Annotated in this window: 17 protein-coding genes and 2 pseudogenes; 3 read left to right on the top strand and 16 right to left on the bottom strand. The window is 60.7% G+C overall.

Annotated features, from left to right (window positions below; translation table 11 throughout):
* Positions 1-11: 11 nt before the first annotated feature.
* A complete protein-coding gene (locus AB4N76_RS22655; protein ID WP_175649012.1) occupies positions 12-1,376 on the bottom strand; it encodes a DNA recombination protein RmuC in 1,365 nt (454 codons plus the stop codon).
* A 175-nt stretch (positions 1,377-1,551) separates the two neighbouring features.
* The gene (locus tag AB4N76_RS22650) at positions 1,552-1,875 is read right to left on the bottom strand and encodes an SEL1-like repeat protein (RefSeq protein WP_077432170.1); all 324 of its coding nucleotides are present in this window, start codon (positions 1,873-1,875) and stop codon (positions 1,552-1,554) included.
* 951 nt (positions 1,876-2,826) lie between these two features.
* Here AB4N76_RS22650 and AB4N76_RS22645 point away from each other — a divergent pair.
* The 3 genes from AB4N76_RS22645 to AB4N76_RS22635 all read left to right on the top strand — a co-directional run bounded on the left by AB4N76_RS22645 (position 2,827) and on the right by AB4N76_RS22635 (position 5,228).
* Positions 2,827-3,051 (top strand): hypothetical protein, encoded by a 225-nt coding sequence (locus tag AB4N76_RS22645; protein WP_019407963.1) that lies wholly within the window; start codon positions 2,827-2,829, stop codon positions 3,049-3,051.
* A gap of 276 nt (positions 3,052-3,327) precedes the next feature.
* A complete protein-coding gene (locus AB4N76_RS22640) occupies positions 3,328-3,810 on the top strand; it encodes a hypothetical protein (protein WP_046032924.1) in 483 nt (160 codons plus the stop codon).
* 146 nt (positions 3,811-3,956) lie between these two features.
* On the top strand, positions 3,957-5,228 hold the full coding sequence (locus AB4N76_RS22635; RefSeq protein WP_046032923.1) for an OmpP1/FadL family transporter: 1,272 nt from the start codon (positions 3,957-3,959) through the stop codon (positions 5,226-5,228).
* A gap of 90 nt (positions 5,229-5,318) precedes the next feature.
* On the opposite strand, the gene AB4N76_RS22630 is transcribed toward AB4N76_RS22635, so the two are convergent.
* The 14 genes and pseudogenes from AB4N76_RS22630 to cobO all read right to left on the bottom strand — a co-directional run bounded on the left by AB4N76_RS22630 (position 5,319) and on the right by cobO (position 16,717).
* Entirely contained in the window at positions 5,319-5,870 is a 552-nt protein-coding gene (locus AB4N76_RS22630) for a glutathione peroxidase (RefSeq protein ID WP_046032922.1), read from the bottom strand.
* Between the two features lie 55 nt (positions 5,871-5,925).
* A complete protein-coding gene (locus AB4N76_RS22625) occupies positions 5,926-6,048 on the bottom strand; it encodes a hypothetical protein (RefSeq protein WP_256577145.1) in 123 nt (40 codons plus the stop codon).
* Positions 6,045-7,254: pseudogene (locus AB4N76_RS22620) on the bottom strand (MFS transporter). Before AB4N76_RS22620 ends, AB4N76_RS22625 begins: the two are co-directional and overlap by 4 nt.
* A gap of 53 nt (positions 7,255-7,307) precedes the next feature.
* Positions 7,308-7,712: a MarR family winged helix-turn-helix transcriptional regulator gene (locus tag AB4N76_RS22615; protein WP_046032920.1), complete on the bottom strand. Its 405-nt coding sequence runs from the start codon at positions 7,710-7,712 to the stop codon at positions 7,308-7,310.
* Between the two features lie 54 nt (positions 7,713-7,766).
* The gene (locus tag AB4N76_RS22610) at positions 7,767-8,498 is read right to left on the bottom strand and encodes an adenosylcobinamide-GDP ribazoletransferase (protein WP_460163546.1); all 732 of its coding nucleotides are present in this window, start codon (positions 8,496-8,498) and stop codon (positions 7,767-7,769) included.
* Between the two features lie 2 nt (positions 8,499-8,500).
* Entirely contained in the window at positions 8,501-9,076 is a 576-nt protein-coding gene (cobC, locus tag AB4N76_RS22605; protein ID WP_460163545.1) for an alpha-ribazole phosphatase family protein, read from the bottom strand.
* The gene (cobT, locus tag AB4N76_RS22600; RefSeq protein ID WP_046032917.1) at positions 9,073-10,128 is read right to left on the bottom strand and encodes a nicotinate-nucleotide--dimethylbenzimidazole phosphoribosyltransferase; all 1,056 of its coding nucleotides are present in this window, start codon (positions 10,126-10,128) and stop codon (positions 9,073-9,075) included. Before cobT ends, cobC begins: the two co-directional genes overlap by 4 nt.
* Positions 10,125-10,646: a bifunctional adenosylcobinamide kinase/adenosylcobinamide-phosphate guanylyltransferase gene (cobU, locus tag AB4N76_RS22595; protein WP_046032916.1), complete on the bottom strand. Its 522-nt coding sequence runs from the start codon at positions 10,644-10,646 to the stop codon at positions 10,125-10,127. Before cobU ends, cobT begins: the two co-directional genes overlap by 4 nt.
* A 147-nt stretch (positions 10,647-10,793) precedes the next feature.
* Positions 10,794-12,244: pseudogene (locus tag AB4N76_RS22590) on the bottom strand (cobyric acid synthase).
* The gene (cobD, locus tag AB4N76_RS22585) at positions 12,241-13,233 is read right to left on the bottom strand and encodes a threonine-phosphate decarboxylase CobD (protein ID WP_046032914.1); all 993 of its coding nucleotides are present in this window, start codon (positions 13,231-13,233) and stop codon (positions 12,241-12,243) included. Before cobD ends, AB4N76_RS22590 begins: the two are co-directional and overlap by 4 nt.
* Positions 13,226-14,134, bottom strand: a complete 909-nt coding sequence (cbiB, locus tag AB4N76_RS22580) for an adenosylcobinamide-phosphate synthase CbiB (protein WP_046032913.1) — start codon at positions 14,132-14,134, stop codon at positions 13,226-13,228. Before cbiB ends, cobD begins: the two co-directional genes overlap by 8 nt.
* Positions 14,131-14,781: a 5,6-dimethylbenzimidazole synthase gene (gene bluB, locus AB4N76_RS22575; protein WP_077430637.1), complete on the bottom strand. Its 651-nt coding sequence runs from the start codon at positions 14,779-14,781 to the stop codon at positions 14,131-14,133. The genes cbiB and bluB overlap by 4 nt, the downstream gene beginning before the upstream one ends.
* Positions 14,778-16,106, bottom strand: a complete 1,329-nt coding sequence (locus AB4N76_RS22570; RefSeq protein ID WP_046032911.1) for a cobyrinate a,c-diamide synthase — start codon at positions 16,104-16,106, stop codon at positions 14,778-14,780. Before AB4N76_RS22570 ends, bluB begins: the two co-directional genes overlap by 4 nt.
* On the bottom strand, positions 16,103-16,717 hold the full coding sequence (cobO, locus tag AB4N76_RS22565) for a cob(I)yrinic acid a,c-diamide adenosyltransferase (protein WP_460163544.1): 615 nt from the start codon (positions 16,715-16,717) through the stop codon (positions 16,103-16,105). Before cobO ends, AB4N76_RS22570 begins: the two co-directional genes overlap by 4 nt.
* Between the last annotated feature and the right edge of the window lie 44 nt (positions 16,718-16,761).

Raw genomic sequence — 16,761 nt, 5'->3', positions numbered from 1 at the left:
TAACTGAAAATTTACTCGGGCAACTCGACCAGGCCATCCACATCGGTCATCGCCCGCTCCAGCAAATCGGCCGGCAAACTCTTGCTGGCTCGCGCGCCGAGCAACTTCAATTGTTCGCTGCGACTGACCAGATTTCCGCGCCCCTCTGTCAGCTTGTTGCGCGCAGAGCTGTAGGCTTTGTCCAGTTGCTGCAAGCGATTGCCGACTTCGTCCAGGTCCTGGATGAACAACACGAACTTGTCGTACAGCCACCCCGCTCGCTCGGCGATTTCACGGGCGTTCTGACTTTGCCGTTCCTGCTTCCACAGGCTGTCGATGACCCGCAGCGTGGCCAACAACGTGGTGGGGCTGACGATCACAATGTTGCGGTCGAAGGCTTCCTGGAACAGTGTCGGCTCGGCCTGCAAGGCGGCGGAGAACGCGGCCTCGATCGGTACGAAGAGCAAAACAAAATCCAGGCTGTGCAAGCCGTCGAGCCGTTTGTAATCCTTGCCGGCCAGGCCTTTGACGTGATTGCGCAGTGACAGGACATGCTGCTTGATGGCGATCTGGCCGATGGTGTCATCTTCAGCCGCCACGTATTGCTGATAGGCCGTAAGGCTGACCTTGGAGTCGACCACCACCTGCTTGTCGCCCGGCAGGTAAATAATCACATCCGGCTGGAAACGCTCCCCGTTCGGGCCCTTGAGGTTGACCTGGGTCTGGTACTCACGACCCTTCTCCAGGCCCGCGTGCTCCAGCACTCGCTCGAGAATCAGCTCGCCCCAGTTGCCTTGGGTTTTCTGCCCTTTGAGCGCACGAGTGAGGTTGGTGGCTTCGTCGCTCAGGCGCAGGTTCAGCTGCTGCAGGCGCTCCAGCTCCTTGGCGAGCGAGAAACGCTCGCGGGCTTCGGCCTGATAACTTTCCTCGACGCGCTTTTCGAAGGACTGAATGCGTTCCTTCAGAGGATCAAGCAACTGACCCAATCGCTGCTGGCTGGTTTCGGCAAAGCGCTGCTCGCGCTCGTCGAAAATCCTGCCCGCCAGTTCTGCAAACTGCGCCCGCAGCTCATCTCGCGAACCTTGCAGGTCACTGAGGCGCTGCTGATGGCTTTCCTGCTGCTCACGCAGTTCGGCCTTGAGGGAGGCCGCCTGGGTGTCCAGGCGACGCAGCTCAGCCTCTTTGCCGGAGCGTTCAATGTTCCAGGCATGGGCCGCATCGCGGGCGTCGTCGCGCTCGATTTGCAGCAGTTCGACTTCACGGCGCGCGGCGGCGAGGTCTGCTTGTCTGGCGGCGTTAGCCTGGCTCAGATCAGCGACTTCATCGCGACACGCATCGAGTTGGGCGTTCAAGCCGTCCTGCGCCAGTTGGGCCATGGCCAGCCGTTCTTCCAGCAGTGCAACCTCGGCCTGCGAGGAGCTCGCACGGCGCTGAATTTGCCAAGCCAGTACCAGCAATGGCAGGCCAGCGCCCGCCAGACCGAGTAATAGGCTGGTCAAGTCCATAGCCATAGAGATTCCTGCTGATGAGATAAAGCTTGAAGGTTAACCAAGGCAACCGGACTTGGACAGCTCAGTCTTCGATCAGGCCCAGTTCCTGTAGGGCGCGTGTATCTCCTGCTCGCGCGGCTTGGCGCAACAGGTCCTGGCCGATGCGGCGATCACGGGCATTGCCGCATTCGCGGCACATCAATTGCCCGAGACGGCTTTGCGCGGCCACGACGCCTTCACGGGCAGGCTGTTTAAGCAAACGCCCGGCGAAGTGCTTGATGTTGGGGTTATCCCCAAGGCGTGGACTGTCCAGCAACCACTCTGCCACGCGCATTGAAAAGCGCTTGGGCGGGGTAACACTTGAGGGCGTTGAGGTAGCAGGGTTTGATACTGAGCGAAACTTCATAAAGCACTGTAGGGCAAATCCGAAGGCGCGCAACTCTACTCTTTTTTCTTACAGGTAAAGCCCAAAAAAACCCGGCACGCCCGTGCTAGAGCAAGCGCTCGGGACAATCCACAGAAGCTGTGGATAACTCAGTGGACAACCGCCCTTGAACTCGCGCAAAGCCCTGTGGAATGGGGCTCGCAGTCAAACTGACGATTTTTTCACCAGTAAAAAAAAGCGATGTTTTTCATTGACTTAAATTTTCAACACAGGCACCCACTGCGACTGAGGCGTGGATGACAGTGGGGTTACAGTCTGCGCAACTTATGTGCACAAGTACCTACGAGGCGGTTATATCGCTGCCCTTTTTCGGCGCATATTTGCCTGGCTTCTGGGGATAAACCGGGAAAACCCTTGATCCAGGCAGATCGCGGCCCGATGAACGACCGCCACCACCGGTCGGAATGTGGACGATTGCGGGGCACATCGTCCGACCTCACGAATTCTTTTTGCTAACACACTTCCTTTCTGAAATTCAATCCGTTAGTATCCGCGGCGTTAGTACCAAGCTGAAAGTCAATTCTGGTCGAACAAATCCTCGCGGTCAGCCTTCCCTCAAGAGAAGCCTCCACCGACAAAACAGGATCGACCACCTCGATGGTTTCCAGGTAAACCTTGCGCCAACACAGCCTTCGAACAAAAGCGAAGGGTGTTGCGAAGCTCACTTACTCTGACCGAACCAGCCTGCAAATTGATCAGGATCTTCACCCCGGGCCCAGAACCTTTGCCCTTGATGTGTTGCCTGCCCTCCTAAGTACCTACCTGCCAGCCCAAGCGCGCCAATTATCAGCGCTTCAAACTGGCTGCTTTGTTCCAGTCGGGTTCTTCGTTCGACCAACGGTGGTCGTCGTCACTGGAACGTTTTAATTTTGCACGGCTCTTATCCGTGTCGCTTGTAGGAACACCAACACTATGTCTACTCAAATCCACACTCAGGATGCCATCCGCACCCTAACCAACGCTTTTGCACCAATGAACTGCCTGATCATGGCCGCTCGCAAAGGCTGCTTCAGTTTCACTCTGGTCAACGAACACGGCATCGCTCGTCACAGCGAACGCCTGTACCCCGATCAATACTCCAGCGCAGAACCGCTGCAGGCCGTGATCGAGCGTACCCGCCAGGCATTGATCGCCTGAGACGCCAGAAAGACTGAAAAACCGAAAAGCCCTGCTCAAAAAGCGGGGCTTTTTTATTGCCCGTTATTTCTCTTTTCACCCCCTGCGGCTAAGCACTAACCGATATAACGGTTATAACTCGAAGCTGGAAATATTTTAAAAACAGTCCTTTACAACGCGAATATGACACTACACTTCAACTCAAGCGGCGTGATCCGCTTCCGGCGAGCCTGATTCGATCCACCGCTGCCAAGGCCCCTTCAGGTATCGCCGCCCACTTCATGTTTCGAGGGCTTTATGGGTATCGCTGCCAGCGAACTGTGCCGTTATGTGATTCGTCCGACACTGATTTACCTCGGACGCCATAGCGCAACTGCCGAATCCCTGCTGCTGGGCATCGCCGCCAGCCAGTCTGCCCTTGGTTCCGCCCTGCATGACCGCCGTGGCCACGGCCTCTACCGAATCGCCGAACCCCGCCACCAGGCACTCTGGGATCATTACCTGGCCCTGGACCCCGAACGCGCGAGCCTCGTGCGCGGCCTGGCCAGCCAACATGCCTTTCTCAGTGGGCCGCACCTGGAATTGACCGTTAACCTGCGTTACGCCACCGCCATCGCCTGGCTGCTGGTAGAAGAACAGAACACACCCCTCCCCGCCGCCGATGACTTGTTGGGCATGGCCCGCATCTGGCGTCAGACCTTTCAGCCTCAAGGACGCCTGCGCGACTTCACCTGCGCCTGGCAAACTTGTGTTTCACCACTGAATCAGGTCGCTTGCTGACCCACCAGTTCTGAAAGATCGTGCAACCGGTCGCGAATCTGGTCGGATTGTCCTACAAAACCGCTCTAACTCAAGCCATACAGCCTATAGCGCTGGGACGAAAATGTTGGTAGTTTTCGCCCCGGTGATCACCAGGAGTTCTAATAATGAAAAAAGTAATGCTCAAAACTACCCTTAGCCTCGCCGTTACCCTGGCATCCACCCAGATCTTTGCAAGTGGCTTCGCCATTAACGAACAAAGCATTAGCGGGATGGGTACAGGTTTTGCCGGGCGATCTTCCGCTGCCGATGACGCAAGTACAATTTTTGGCAACCCTGCCGGCATGTCCCGCATCAAGCGTGAACAAGTCACCGGCGGTGTTGCGATGATCGACGCACACACTGACATCAGCCACGCAAGCTCCTTCCCGAACGGCGGCAGCAACGACGGCGACATGGTACCGTTCATCGCCGTACCTATGGGCTACTACGTCAAGCCAATCGACGACCACTGGGCCTTCGGTATTGGCGTGTACGCGCCGTTCGGTCTGGTAACCGACTACGAAAACAACTTTGCCGGTCGTTACTTCGGTAGCAAGAGCGAAGTAAAAATCGCCACTCTGCAACCGACTGTCAGCTACGCCTTCAACGACAAGGTTTCCATCGGTTTCGGCCCGACCATCAACCGCATCGACGGCACCCTGGAATCGAATCTGTCGATCACCCAGGCCGCGCCAGATGGCAAGGTCAAGATCAAAGGTGACGACACCGCGCTGGGCTACAACATCGGCGTGCTGGTTCAAGCCACCGACAGTACTCGCGTCGGCCTGACCTACCACTCGAAAGTGAAGTACAAGCTCGAAGGCAGCACCAAGGTCAACTACGGCGTGCTGGGCCTGATCGGCCAGAACCCGAATCAGAAATACGACGCTTCGCTGGACGTGACCACGCCTGAATCGGTGGACTTCTCGGTTACTCACCAGCTCGACGACAAGTGGACTCTGTATGCAGGCAGTACCTGGACTCGCTGGAGCCGCCTGAAAGACATCACCGTCGAAAACAGTGGTGTTCCAACCGTTCTGAACGGCCAATTCGGTACCATCACCGAAGAACAGAACTGGCACGACACCTGGGCTCACGCCATCGGCGCGTCCTACCAGCTGAACAAGGAATGGGTACTGCGTGGTGGTCTGTCCGTTGACCAGGCACCGACCAACAACGTCGACCGTTCCCCACGCATCCCGACGGGCGATCGCAAGGCATTCAGCCTGGGCGCTGGCTGGAGCCCGACCAACGACCTGACCATCGACCTGGCGTATTCGTACCTGCGTGAAGAGTCGGTCAAGATCAACAACTCCAACGACCGTGGCCAGACCTACAACGCCAAGTATGAAAACTGGGCGAGCGGTTTCGGTCTCGGCGCAACTTACCGCTTCTGATGATTCACGGCGAACCTGAACCACTCGCCGGCTGAATCAAAAAAGCCCCGCTCTCTGGTTACAGAGGCGGGGCTTTTTAGTGGGCGTCGATCAGGGCTGGGAAGCCAGGGCTTGCTCCACTGCAGCGATGAACTCGGGATCGTCAGGCTTGGTCAGGCTGGAGAAATTGGCGATGACGTTGCCTTTGCGATCAACCACGTATTTATAGAAATTCCATTTGGGCGCGCTGGTCTGTTTGGCCAGAACCTTGAACAGGTGCGTCGCGTCTTCGCCTCGCACTGACTGCGGTTCGGTCATGGTGAAGGTCACGCCGTAATTCACGTAACAGACCTTGGCGGTCTCGGCGGGGTCCTTGGACTCTTGCTTGAAATCGTTGGACGGAACGCCAATCACCTCCAGCCCCTGCCCCTTGAAGCGCTGATTGAGCGCCTCAAGGCTTTTGAACTGTGGGGCGAAACCGCAGTGGCTCGCGGTATTGACCACCACCAGCGGCTTACCTTCAAACCGTTGGCACAGGTCGATGGACTCCTTGGCGCGCAGCTTTTGCAGTGATCCTTGCAACAGCTCCGGGCACTCGGCCGCGCAGGCCAGCCCGGTAAACGTCACCAGCAACGCGGGGACTGCAATCCAGCGCATCAGCATGTCGGTGCATCCTTGATAAGTCGTCAATAGCGACGTTACTCGCCCTCGCCGCTCGCTAGCAAGCACCCATGCCCAGCTGCATCAACGCGAGCCCGCCCTGATGCCAGCCCCACCATGACAACGCCAGCAACAAGGCGCAGACAACCGCTAGAGCGATCCGCGGCCACAGACTGTTCATATCGCACTCATTAGTGATTGCAGCCGCGCTACCGGTCGCTCACGCACCGGCCAGTTGAGGGCAGCGGCCGCCAGACTCAAAGAGAATTGCCACTTGCCAAATCAAGTCGTAACTCCCGGTTCGGTCATACACCACCCCGCCCAACCAGCCGCCCAGAAACGAGCCGAGCTGGTGAAACAGGAAAACAATCCCGCCGAGCATGGACAGGTTTCGCACACCGAACAAGGTCGCCACGGTGCCGTTGGTCAACGGCACGGTCGATAACCACAGGAAACCCATGGCCATGCCGAACAGGTATGCCGTGGTCGTGGTGACCGGCGCCCACAGGAACAGCGCAATCACCACCGCCCGCAGCAAGTACAAACCGGTGAGCAAGCGCGGTTTTGACATGCGCCCGCCAAGCCAGCCTGCGGTGTATGTGCCGAAGATGTTGAACAACCCGATCAGCGCCAGCACCGTCGTGCCGACCGTCGCCGGCAGGTGCTGATCCACCAGATACGCCGGCAAATGCACGCCGATGAACACCACCTGGAAACCACAGACGAAAAAGCCGAACGCGAGCAGCCAGAAACCCGAATGGGAACAGGCTTCACGCAGCGCTTCGCGGAGGGTTTGCTCGTGCCCCAGTGTCGGCAGCGGCTTGTCCTTGAGCATGCTCACCAACGGCACGATTAACGCCACCAACAGGCCCAGCACCAGCAACGCGGCGGACCAGCCGAGCCAACCAATCAACCCCAGCGTGCCCGGCAACATCGCGAACTGACCGAACGAACCGGCGGCACTGGCGATGCCCATGCCCATGCTGCGCTTCTCGGGCGGCACCGCACGCCCCACCACGCCGAGGATCACCGAGAACGAGGTGCCCGACAGACCGATGCCGATCAGCAGGCCGGCGCTCAGGGACAGGGTCACGGCGGAATCGGACAAGCCCATGAACACCAGGCCCAGCGCATACAACACACCACCGACCAGCACCACTTTGGCCGCACCGAAACGGTCGGCCAGCGCGCCGGTGAAGGGCTGCGCCAGGCCCCAGATCAGGTTTTGCAAGGCGATGGCAAATGCAAACGTCTCACGCCCCCAGCCGAACTCCGCGCTCATCGGCGCCAGAAACAGCCCGAAGCCGTGCCGCACGCCCAAAGACAACGCAAGGATCAGCGCACTCCCCAATAACACCCAACCGCAAGTACGCCACATCGATGTCATTTCTTATTCTCCGGTAGCGGGTATATACCCGCTTAAGATCGGAAAAACCGGCCTTACGCCAGTTCGTCCAGCAGTCGCAGCAAGGTTTCACGTTTCTCGGCGCCCAGGCGGTCAACCAACCGCTGTTGCGCCGCCTCCCAGGCCGGCAAGGCGGCCTTCAGTCGCTCGGCACCGGCCTCGGTGAGGCGAACAATGCGATTGCGCATGTCCTCGCCCTCGGCCAGCGCTACCAGCCCTTCGCCTTCAAGCACGCGCAAATTGCGCCCCAAGGTGCTGCGGTCCAGGCCCATGGCCTCGGCCAAGGTGGAAATACTCGGTTGATCCAGTCGTTGCAAATTACACAGCAAAGAATACTGGGCAACGTTGATTCCGAAGCCGTCCAGAGCGCCGTCGTAATGCCTACTGACGCCACGGGCGGCGCGACGCAGGTTGATGCATAAACATTGGGAGTCGAGCATGGTGCGTGTATATACCCGTGGTTGTGTTAAATCAAGTTACATGATGTGGGAAGATTAGAAGATCGCCAAGCCCACCAGCACCGCCACCTCCAGCAATTCCAAGAGTGCGCCGGCGGTGTCGCCAGTCGTACCACCCAATCGCCGCACCATTTGCCGCCGTAAGCAGGCGAACACCACCGCCGCTAAAACTACCGCGACGACACCGCTCAGACCCGCGATCAATACACAGGCCAATGCGCTGACCGCCAACACCTGCTTACCGGCCAATAGCGGCAGATGATCGGCCAGCGCTTGCCCCAACCCGCCAGCGCGCACGTACGGCGTGGTCAGGAACAAACCCAGCATCGCGCTGCGGCCGATCAGCGGAACGATGACCAGGAAAATACTGTGCGGCTGCTCGATCAACGCCAGCAATGCGGCGAACTTCAGCAGCAGCACCAACACCAGCGTCACCACGGCAATCGGGCCGCTGCGCGGGTCCTTCATAATCGTCAGTGTGCGCTCACGGTCGCCGAAACCTCCGAGCCACGCGTCGGCACTATCGGCCAGACCGTCCAGGTGCAACCCGCCGCTGAGCAAGACCCAAACCGTCAGCAACAACGCCGCATGCAGCAACAACGGTGTGCCCAGCAACAGCCCATTCAGCGCCCACAGAATCGCGCCAAACAGCAGCCCCACCAGCGGATAAAACAGCAGCGACCGGCCCAGCTCCTGAGGCGTCGGCATGCCGGGCAGACGAATCGGCAGACTGCTCAAAAATTGCAGGGCGATCCAGAACGGCAGCATGTTCAGTTCGCTTCCTTGAGAATGACGCCGGCCTCGACGCTCAACGAAAACAACGCACCATGAGCGACTTCGACATTGAGCAACTGCTCCCGAGGCAACCCGCGCGCTTGCGCCAGCAACAAACGCATGACGCCACCATGGCTGATCAACAGAATCCGCTCGCCAGCGTAGGCCACGGACAGGCGTTCGATGGCCGCCAATACCCGAACGGAAAAATCCGCCACTCGCTCGCCATCCGGCGGTGTAAACGAATAGGGATCAGCCCAGAACTGCCCCAACGCCTCGGCATCGGTGTCCATCAACGCCGCTGCGCTCTGCCCTTCCCAGGCACCGAAGTGCAGCTCTTGCAGGTCTTTATCCAACTGCACCGGCAAACCCAGTTGCACACCGAGCTCTTCAGCGAAGCGCGCACAACGCTGCAACGGCGAACTGACCAATCGATCCCACGGCCCCTGCTCGATCACCGCCGCGCGCATCTGCTCCCAGCCCTTGGCGGTCAGCGCGTCGTCGAGACTGCCGCGCAACCCGCCACCGAGTTCGGTCTCGCCATGGCGCAACACGTCCAGGTGCAATGTCATACCGGACGATCCGCAACCGCCGCTTCGGCGAAGGTCGCCATCTGCCCGTGCAGATCGCAAGCCAGACGCAACAACGGCACGGCCAACGCGGCACCGCTACCCTCGCCCAGTCGCAGGCCCAGGTCCAACAGAGGTTCGGCGTTCAGGCTTTCCAGTACATGGCGATGGCCCGGCTCGGCACCTCGGTGACCGAACAGCAACCACGGCCGACACTCGGGGTTCAAACGCACCGCCACCAATGCCGCGACGCTGCAAATGAATCCGTCTACCAGCACGGCCACACCTTCTTGCGCACACGCCAGGTACGCCCCCACCAGCGCGGCTATTTCAAAGCCGCCCAGATTGAACAGCGTCTGCAAAACGTCCCCGCGTTGAGCACTGTGCAGCGCCAACGCACGCTCGATAACCTGGGCTTTGTGATTGACACCCGCCGCGTCCAGACCGGTGCCCGGCCCGGCCAGATGCGCTACCGGGCAATCGAGCAAGGCACAGGCCAACGCACTGGCTGCGGTGGTGTTGCCAATGCCCATTTCGCCGCCGATGAACAACTGCGCTCCTGCCGCGAGGGCGCGCCGCACGCTGTCACGACCGGCGTGCAAGGCGAGTTCACCCTGGGCGGCGGTCATGGCCGGGCCTTTGACGAAATTCGCCGTACCGGGGCCAATGTTCAGATGACGCACACCCGACAGATTCAGCGTCGGCGTCACCGTACCCAGATCCACCACTTCAAGGGACGCGCCCAATTGCCGCGCCAATACGCTGATCGCTGCGCCACCGGTGACGAAGTTGTGCAGCATTTGCCCGGTGACTTCCTGAGGAAACGCCGACACGCCTTCCGCCACGACACCATGGTCACCGGCAAAAATCGCGATCCACAGTTGATCCAGACTGGGTTTGACTTGCCCCTGCAATCCGGCCAATTGCACCGCCACCGATTCCAGTCGACCGAGCGAGCCGGCCGGTTTGGTCAGCTGTTGTTGGCGCGCCATGGCCTGTTCGATGGCGTGAGCATCGATCGACTTGCACGGGTTCAGCCACCAGGATTGAGTCATAACGCAGTTCCTTTCAGGGTCAGGGGCAGGCCGGCGACGGTCAGGACGACACGTTGGCAGCGCTCGGCCAGAGCTTGATGCAGCCAACCGGCTTCATCGACGTAGCGGCGAGTCAATTCGCCCAGCGGCACGACACCCATTCCGGTTTCGTTGCTGACAAAAATGATTTCACCCGGCAATGAGGCCAGGCAGTCCAACAAGGCTTCGCGTTCAGCGTTGAGGCATTCGACGTCGTCGAGCATCAACAGATTGGTTAGCCACAGCGTCAGGCAATCGACCAGCAGGCAACGGTTGGCGCCAGCGGTTTCGCGCAGTACGCGGGCGAGCTCGATCGGCTCTTCGATCAAGGCCCATTCGGCGGGACGACGGGCGCGGTGATGGGCGACCCGGTCGTTCATTTCGCCGTCCAGCGGTTGGCTCGTGGCGATGTAGGTCACGGCCAGTTGGCTGTCTGTCGCCAGTTTTTCAGCCAGACGGCTCTTGCCGGAACGGGCGCCGCCGAGGATTAGTTGCAGCATGTTCATTCCTTTAAATCATCGGTGTCGTTGGGGGCCTCATCGCGGGCAAGCCCGCTCCCACAAGGATCGAGCCTGTTCGCAGATTTCTTGCCCTCCCACACAACCTGTGGGAGCGGGCTTGCCCGCGATGGCGGCCTCTAACTCAGCTCAAAACCCGCAGAGCTCTCGCAACAGCCCGGTATCCAGATGCTTCTCCACCAGATCCGCCAGCCGTTCGATATCGCGCTCGCGCAAGGCGTGGTAATCGACGTCCTGCACCTGCTGCAAACCGGCCCAACGCAACAACGCACCGCACGCTGCCGGCGATTCAAACAGGCCATGCAGGTAGGTGCCGAAAATCTGTCCATCGGCACTTTGCGCGCCATCGCAGCGACCATCGTCCAACTGCACGGCCGCGTTTTCCAACGCCGGCCCGGTGGTTACGCCCGCATGGATTTCATAGCCGCTGACCACTGCATCTTCCAGGGCCAGGCGACCGCGCACATTGCGCAATTGTTTCTCTTCTTCGAGTTGGGTCTGGAACGCCAGCAACCCCAGGCCAGCGCTGGAGCCCGGTGCGCCTTCAAGGCCCAGCGGGTCATGCACCTGTTCACCGAGCATTTGCAGTCCTCCGCAAATCCCCAGCACTTTACCGCCGTAACGCAGATGACGACGGATCGCCGTTTCCCAGCCATTGGCCCGCAGGTACGCGAGGTCGCTGCGTACGCTTTTCGAGCCCGGCAGGATGATCAGGTCGGCCGGTGGAATCGCCTGGCCGGGGCCGATGAATTGCAGGTCCACTTGCGGATGCAGGCGCAGCGGATCGAAATCGGTGTGGTTGCTGATGCGCGGCAACACTGGCACCACCACTTTGAGCACGTGGTCAGCCTTGTCGGTCTGGCGCTGATCGATGCCGTCCTCGGCCTCTAGGTGCAAGTCCATCACGTAGGGCAGCACGCCGATCACCGGTTTGCCGGTGCGCGCTTCCAGCCAGTCTAACCCCGGCTGCAGCAAGGCGATGTCGCCACGAAAGCGATTGATGATGAAGCCTTTGATCCGCGCCTGTTCAGTCGGTGACAGCAGTTCCAGCGTGCCCACCAGATGCGCGAAAACCCCGCCGCGATTGATGTCGGCAATCAGCACCACCGGGCAATCCACCGCTTCGGCGAAGCCCATGTTGGCGATATCACCGGCACGCAGATTGATCTCGGCCGGCGAGCCCGCGCCTTCGACCATCACCACCGGATACGCCGCACTCAAGCGTTCGTGGGAGGCCAGCACCGCTTGCATGGCGATGGTTTTGTAGTCGTGATAGGCGACCGCGTTCATCGTCGTGACGGCGCGACCATGGATAATCACTTGGGCGCCGGTGTCGCTGTTGGGTTTGAGCAGCACCGGGTTCATGTCGGTGTGGGGTTCGAGGTTGGCGGCCTGGGCTTGCACGGCTTGCGCGCGACCGATTTCGCCACCGTCAGCGGTCACCGCGCTATTGAGCGCCATGTTCTGCGGCTTGAACGGCACGACGCGCACGCCGTGGCGGGTCACCCAGCGACACAGCGCCGTCACCAGCGTACTTTACCGGCGTCGGACGTGGTGCCCTGCACCATCAACGTCGTCATTTTGTTTCCTTGGCGTAGGCTTCGAAGGCTTGCTTGAGGCGCGCCCAGTCCGCTTCGTCGGCGGGCAAGCCAAAACGCAGGCTGCTGTTGTGAGCAAACAACCGCAGCAAAATGCCCTGCCGCGCCATGAACTCATGCAGTTGCTCAGCCTGTTCGGTGATCAACCACTGAAACAAAGCGCATCCCCCCTGAGGTTTAAAGCCCTGCTGTTCAAGCAGCCGCGCCAGACGCTCGCTGGCCTCCTCGCTGCGATGGCGTTGGCGGGCATGCCCTTCGGTGTCCAGCAAACATGCCCGGCCAATCACCCGGGTCGGTCCGCTGACGGCCCAGGGCCCGACTTGCTCGGCGAGCAATTTGAGCAACTTGCGTTCTGCCAGCACAAACCCCAGCCGCACACCGGCCAGGCCAAAAAACTTGCCAAACGAACGCAACACGATCAAGCCAACCTGATGAGTAAACGGTGCCAGGCTCAGCTGCGGCGTGTTGTCCATGAACGCTTCGTCCACCACCAGCCAACCACCGCGCGACGCCAGTCGAGTGTGCCAGTCGAGCAGACGGCCTGGCGTCAGGCTCAGGCCAGTCGGGTTGTTGGGGTTGACCACTACCAGCACGTCAAGGCTGTCGAGAAAGAAGTCGACTTCCTGCTCCAGCACTTCGCGCACGATATAGCCGCAGCGCCGCCAGGCTTCGGCGTGCTCGGCGTAACATGGCGACAGCACCCCGACCTTACCGGCACGGCGCAAACGCGGCAGCAGTTGGATAGCCATTTGCGAACCAGCCACCGGCAGCGCGTGCGCCGCACTGTAATAGTCGCAGGCCGCCTGCTCCAGGCCGTCATCGTTTTCCGGTAAACGGGCCCAGGCGCGCGGCTCGATATCCGGGATCGGAAAAGGCCACGGCGCCAGACCGGTGGACAGGTCGAGCCAATCGGTTTCCGCGATGCCGTATTCGAGCGCCGCCTTGCGCAACCGGCCGCCGTGCTCAAGCATAGAATTCAGCCCCCACGCAGAGAATCAGTAACCACAACCATACCCCGCGCTGGACCAATTGCCAGCCACGGTCAATGGAGTCGGCATCCGCCGGCACACCTTCGCCCAGTTGCGGACGCTGATGCAGTTCACCGTGATAAATCGCCGCTCCGCCCAACTCGACACCCAATGCACCAGCACCCGCCGCCATGACCGGGCCGGCATTCGGGCTGTCCCAGGTAGGGCCTTGCGTGCGCCAGCATTTCAACGCCAGACGGGTTTTACCCAGCAGCGCGTAGGTCAACGCCACCAGACGTGCCGGAATGTAGTTGAGGATGTCGTCGATCTTCGCCGCAGCCCAGCCGAATCGTTCAAAGCGTTCATTGCGATAACCCCACATCGCGTCCAGCGTATTGCTCAAACGGTAGAGCACCACGCCGGGCGCACCGGCCACGGCAAACCAGAACAACGCAGCGAACACCGCATCGCTGCCGTTCTCCAGCACCGATTCGGTGGCCGCGCGGGCGACTTCAGTCTTATCCAGTTCACTGGTCTGGCGGCTGACCAGATACCCGACACGCTTGCGCGCCTCTTCCAGATCATCACTGCGCAATGCCTTGGCCACCGGCTCGACGTGTTCACCGAGGCTGCGCAGACCAAGGGCACAATACAACGCAAGAATCTCGACGACCCAGCCAATATAAGGCGCCCAGGACAATGCCGTCGCCAGCAAGGTCAGCGGCAACACGGCCATCACCCACGCCGTGACGCCATGACTGCGCCAGCCGCGCCCGGCGGAATTGAAACGTTGCTCGATGCGATCGGCAAAACGACCGAACGCCACCAGCGGATGCCAGCGTTTGGGTTCACCCAGCAGCGCGTCCAGCGCAACCGCGGCGACACTCAATAACGCCACACTCATTGACTCACTCCCCAATAATTTTCATACAGCAACTCACTCAGCGGACGCGCTTGCGCCCAACCTTCGAGTACCAGCATCGGCGCCGGATAGAATTCCTTGACCGGCCCCAGGCAAAGAACCGCCAGCGGCTTGGCCCCGGCCGGCAGACCCAGCAGGTCCGCCAGCGCTTGCGGCTCGAACAGCGACACCCAGCCCATGCCCAGACCTTCCGCGCGCGCAGCCAGCCATAAGTTCTGGATGGCGCAGGACAGCGAGGCCATGTCCATTTCCGGCAAGGTGCGACGCCCGAAGATGTGGCGCTCGCGATCGTCCATCAGCGCGGCGACCAGCACTTCGGCACAGTCATTGATGCCTTCGACCTTGAGCTTCATGAATTCGTCGGTGCGCTCGCCGAGGGCTTCGGCAGTGCGCACGCGTTCTTCTTCCACCAGCAACTGGATCTTGTCGCGCAAGTCTCGGTCGCTGATGCGGATGAAACGCCAGGGCTGCATCAGGCCGACACTAGGGGCCTGATGCGCCGCTTCGAGCAGGCGTCGCAGCAGCTCGGGCTCGACCGTGCCGCCGCTGAAGTGACGCATGTCGCGGCGCTCGCCGATGGCGCGATAGACCGCTGCGCGTTCGGCATCGGAAAAAGCGTTGTCGCTCATGGCCGCTTCGCGAGCAAGTCGGCCTCAAGGTCCGGCGCAAACAGCGCGGCAATGGCCGATGGATTGGATGGAAAATAGAAGTGCACGTAAGACGCGGTCATCCGCCCCTCACGATAAACCGCCTCGGCGCCGCGACCGCCGTTCGGACTGAGGCCGCGCGCGATAGGCTCAAGCTCGGTGCTGGTCAGGGAGTGGTGATACGTGTGGCCGCGCAGCGAACCTTCAGGCAGTTCGACCGCTTGCAAAGCCAACGCGGCCAGACGCTTTTGCATCACCGCGTCCCCTTTCAACAAACCGACCAGCTCTGCACGAGTGCCCTCGACATCGGTCAACGAGTCGAGCAAGTACAGCATGCCGCCGCACTCGGCCAACAACGGTTTACCGGCCGCATGGTGCGCACGGATTGCGTTGAGCATCGGGGTGTTCTGTGACAATGCGACATGGTGCAATTCGGGATAACCGCCCGGCAGGTAGAGGCTGTCGGCGTCCGGTAATTGGCGGTCACGGATCGGCGAGAAGAACGAGAGTTCGGCGCCCATGGCTCGCAGCAAATCCAGGCTCGCGCCGTAAGTGAAGGCGAACGCTTCGTCACGGGCTACCGCAATGCGCACGCCCGCGAGCAACGGCTCGGCAACAATCACATCCGGGGCGGCAAACTCCACCGCCGGCGGCAATGCCACTTCACAGCTGCTGGCCAGCGCATCGGCTGCCGCGTCGAGCCGCAGGTCCAAATCATTCAACTCGCTGGCCTGAACCAGCCCCAGATGACGGCTCGGCAACTCGATTCCGGTTTCTCGCGACAACGCGCCATACCAACGCAAGCCTTCGGTCAGGCTGCCTTCAAGCAATTGCGCATGCCGCAGCGTGCCCACGCGGTTGGCCAATACACCGGCAAACGGCAAATCCGCTTGATAGCGCGCCAGCCCTAACGCCAGTGCACCGAAGGTCTGCGCCATGGCAGTGCCGTCGATCACCGCGAGCACCGGCACTCCGAAGTGCCGCGCCAGGTCGGCGCTGGACGGCGTGCCGTCGAACAGCCCCATGACGCCTTCGATCAGGATCAAGTCGGCTTCAGCAGCGGCTTCCCACAGCAGTCGCCGACTTTCCTGCTCGCCGACCATCCACATGTCCAATTGATACACCGGCGCACCGCTGGCGCGTTCGAGGATCATCGGGTCAAGAAAGTCCGGGCCACATTTGAACACGCGCACCTTGCGCCCCTGATTGCGATGCAAACGGGCCAGCGCGGCAGTGACGGTGGTCTTGCCCTGACCGGAAGCCGGGGCGGCAATCAGTACCGCCGGGCAACAACGTGGCTGATTCACAGCTCGACGCCTTTTTGCGCTTTGATCCCGGCCTGGAACGCGTGCTTGATCACGCCCATTTCGGTGACGGTGTCGGCCAGTTCGATCATTTCCGGCTTGGCGCCGCGACCGGTGACCACTACGTGTTGCATCGGAGGACGAGCTTGCAAGTCGCTGAGCACTTGATCGAGATCGAGATAACCGTGCTTGAGCGCGATGTTCAGCTCATCCAGCACCACCAGGCCAATGGACGGATCGCTGAGCAATTCGCGGGACACCGCCCAGGCCGCTTCGGCGGCAGCAATGTCACGCTGGCGGTCCTGGGTTTCCCAGGTAAAGCCTTCGCCCATGACATGGAAACGCACTTGCTCCGGGAAGCGGCGGAAGAACAGTTCTTCGCCGGTGCTGTTGCGCCCCTTGATGAATTGCACCACGCCGCACTGCATACCGTGCCCCATCGACCGGGCGAGCATGCCGAATGCCGAACTGCTCTTGCCTTTGCCATTGCCGGTCAGCACCAGCAACAAGCCGCACTCGTTGGGGGAATTGGCAATGCGTTCGTCGATCACGGCTTTTTTGCGCTGCATGCGCGCCAAATGGCGTTCGTCACGATCAGGGGGGGTATCGGTCATGGGGGAGCTCTCCGTTGAGGCTGGATAACGGCGGGCGGGCACAA

The organism is Pseudomonas sp. S2_F03 (assembly GCF_054668335.1).
The sequence above is the reverse complement of the archived record's forward strand: the minus strand, read 5'-3'. Positions and strand labels throughout refer to the sequence as shown.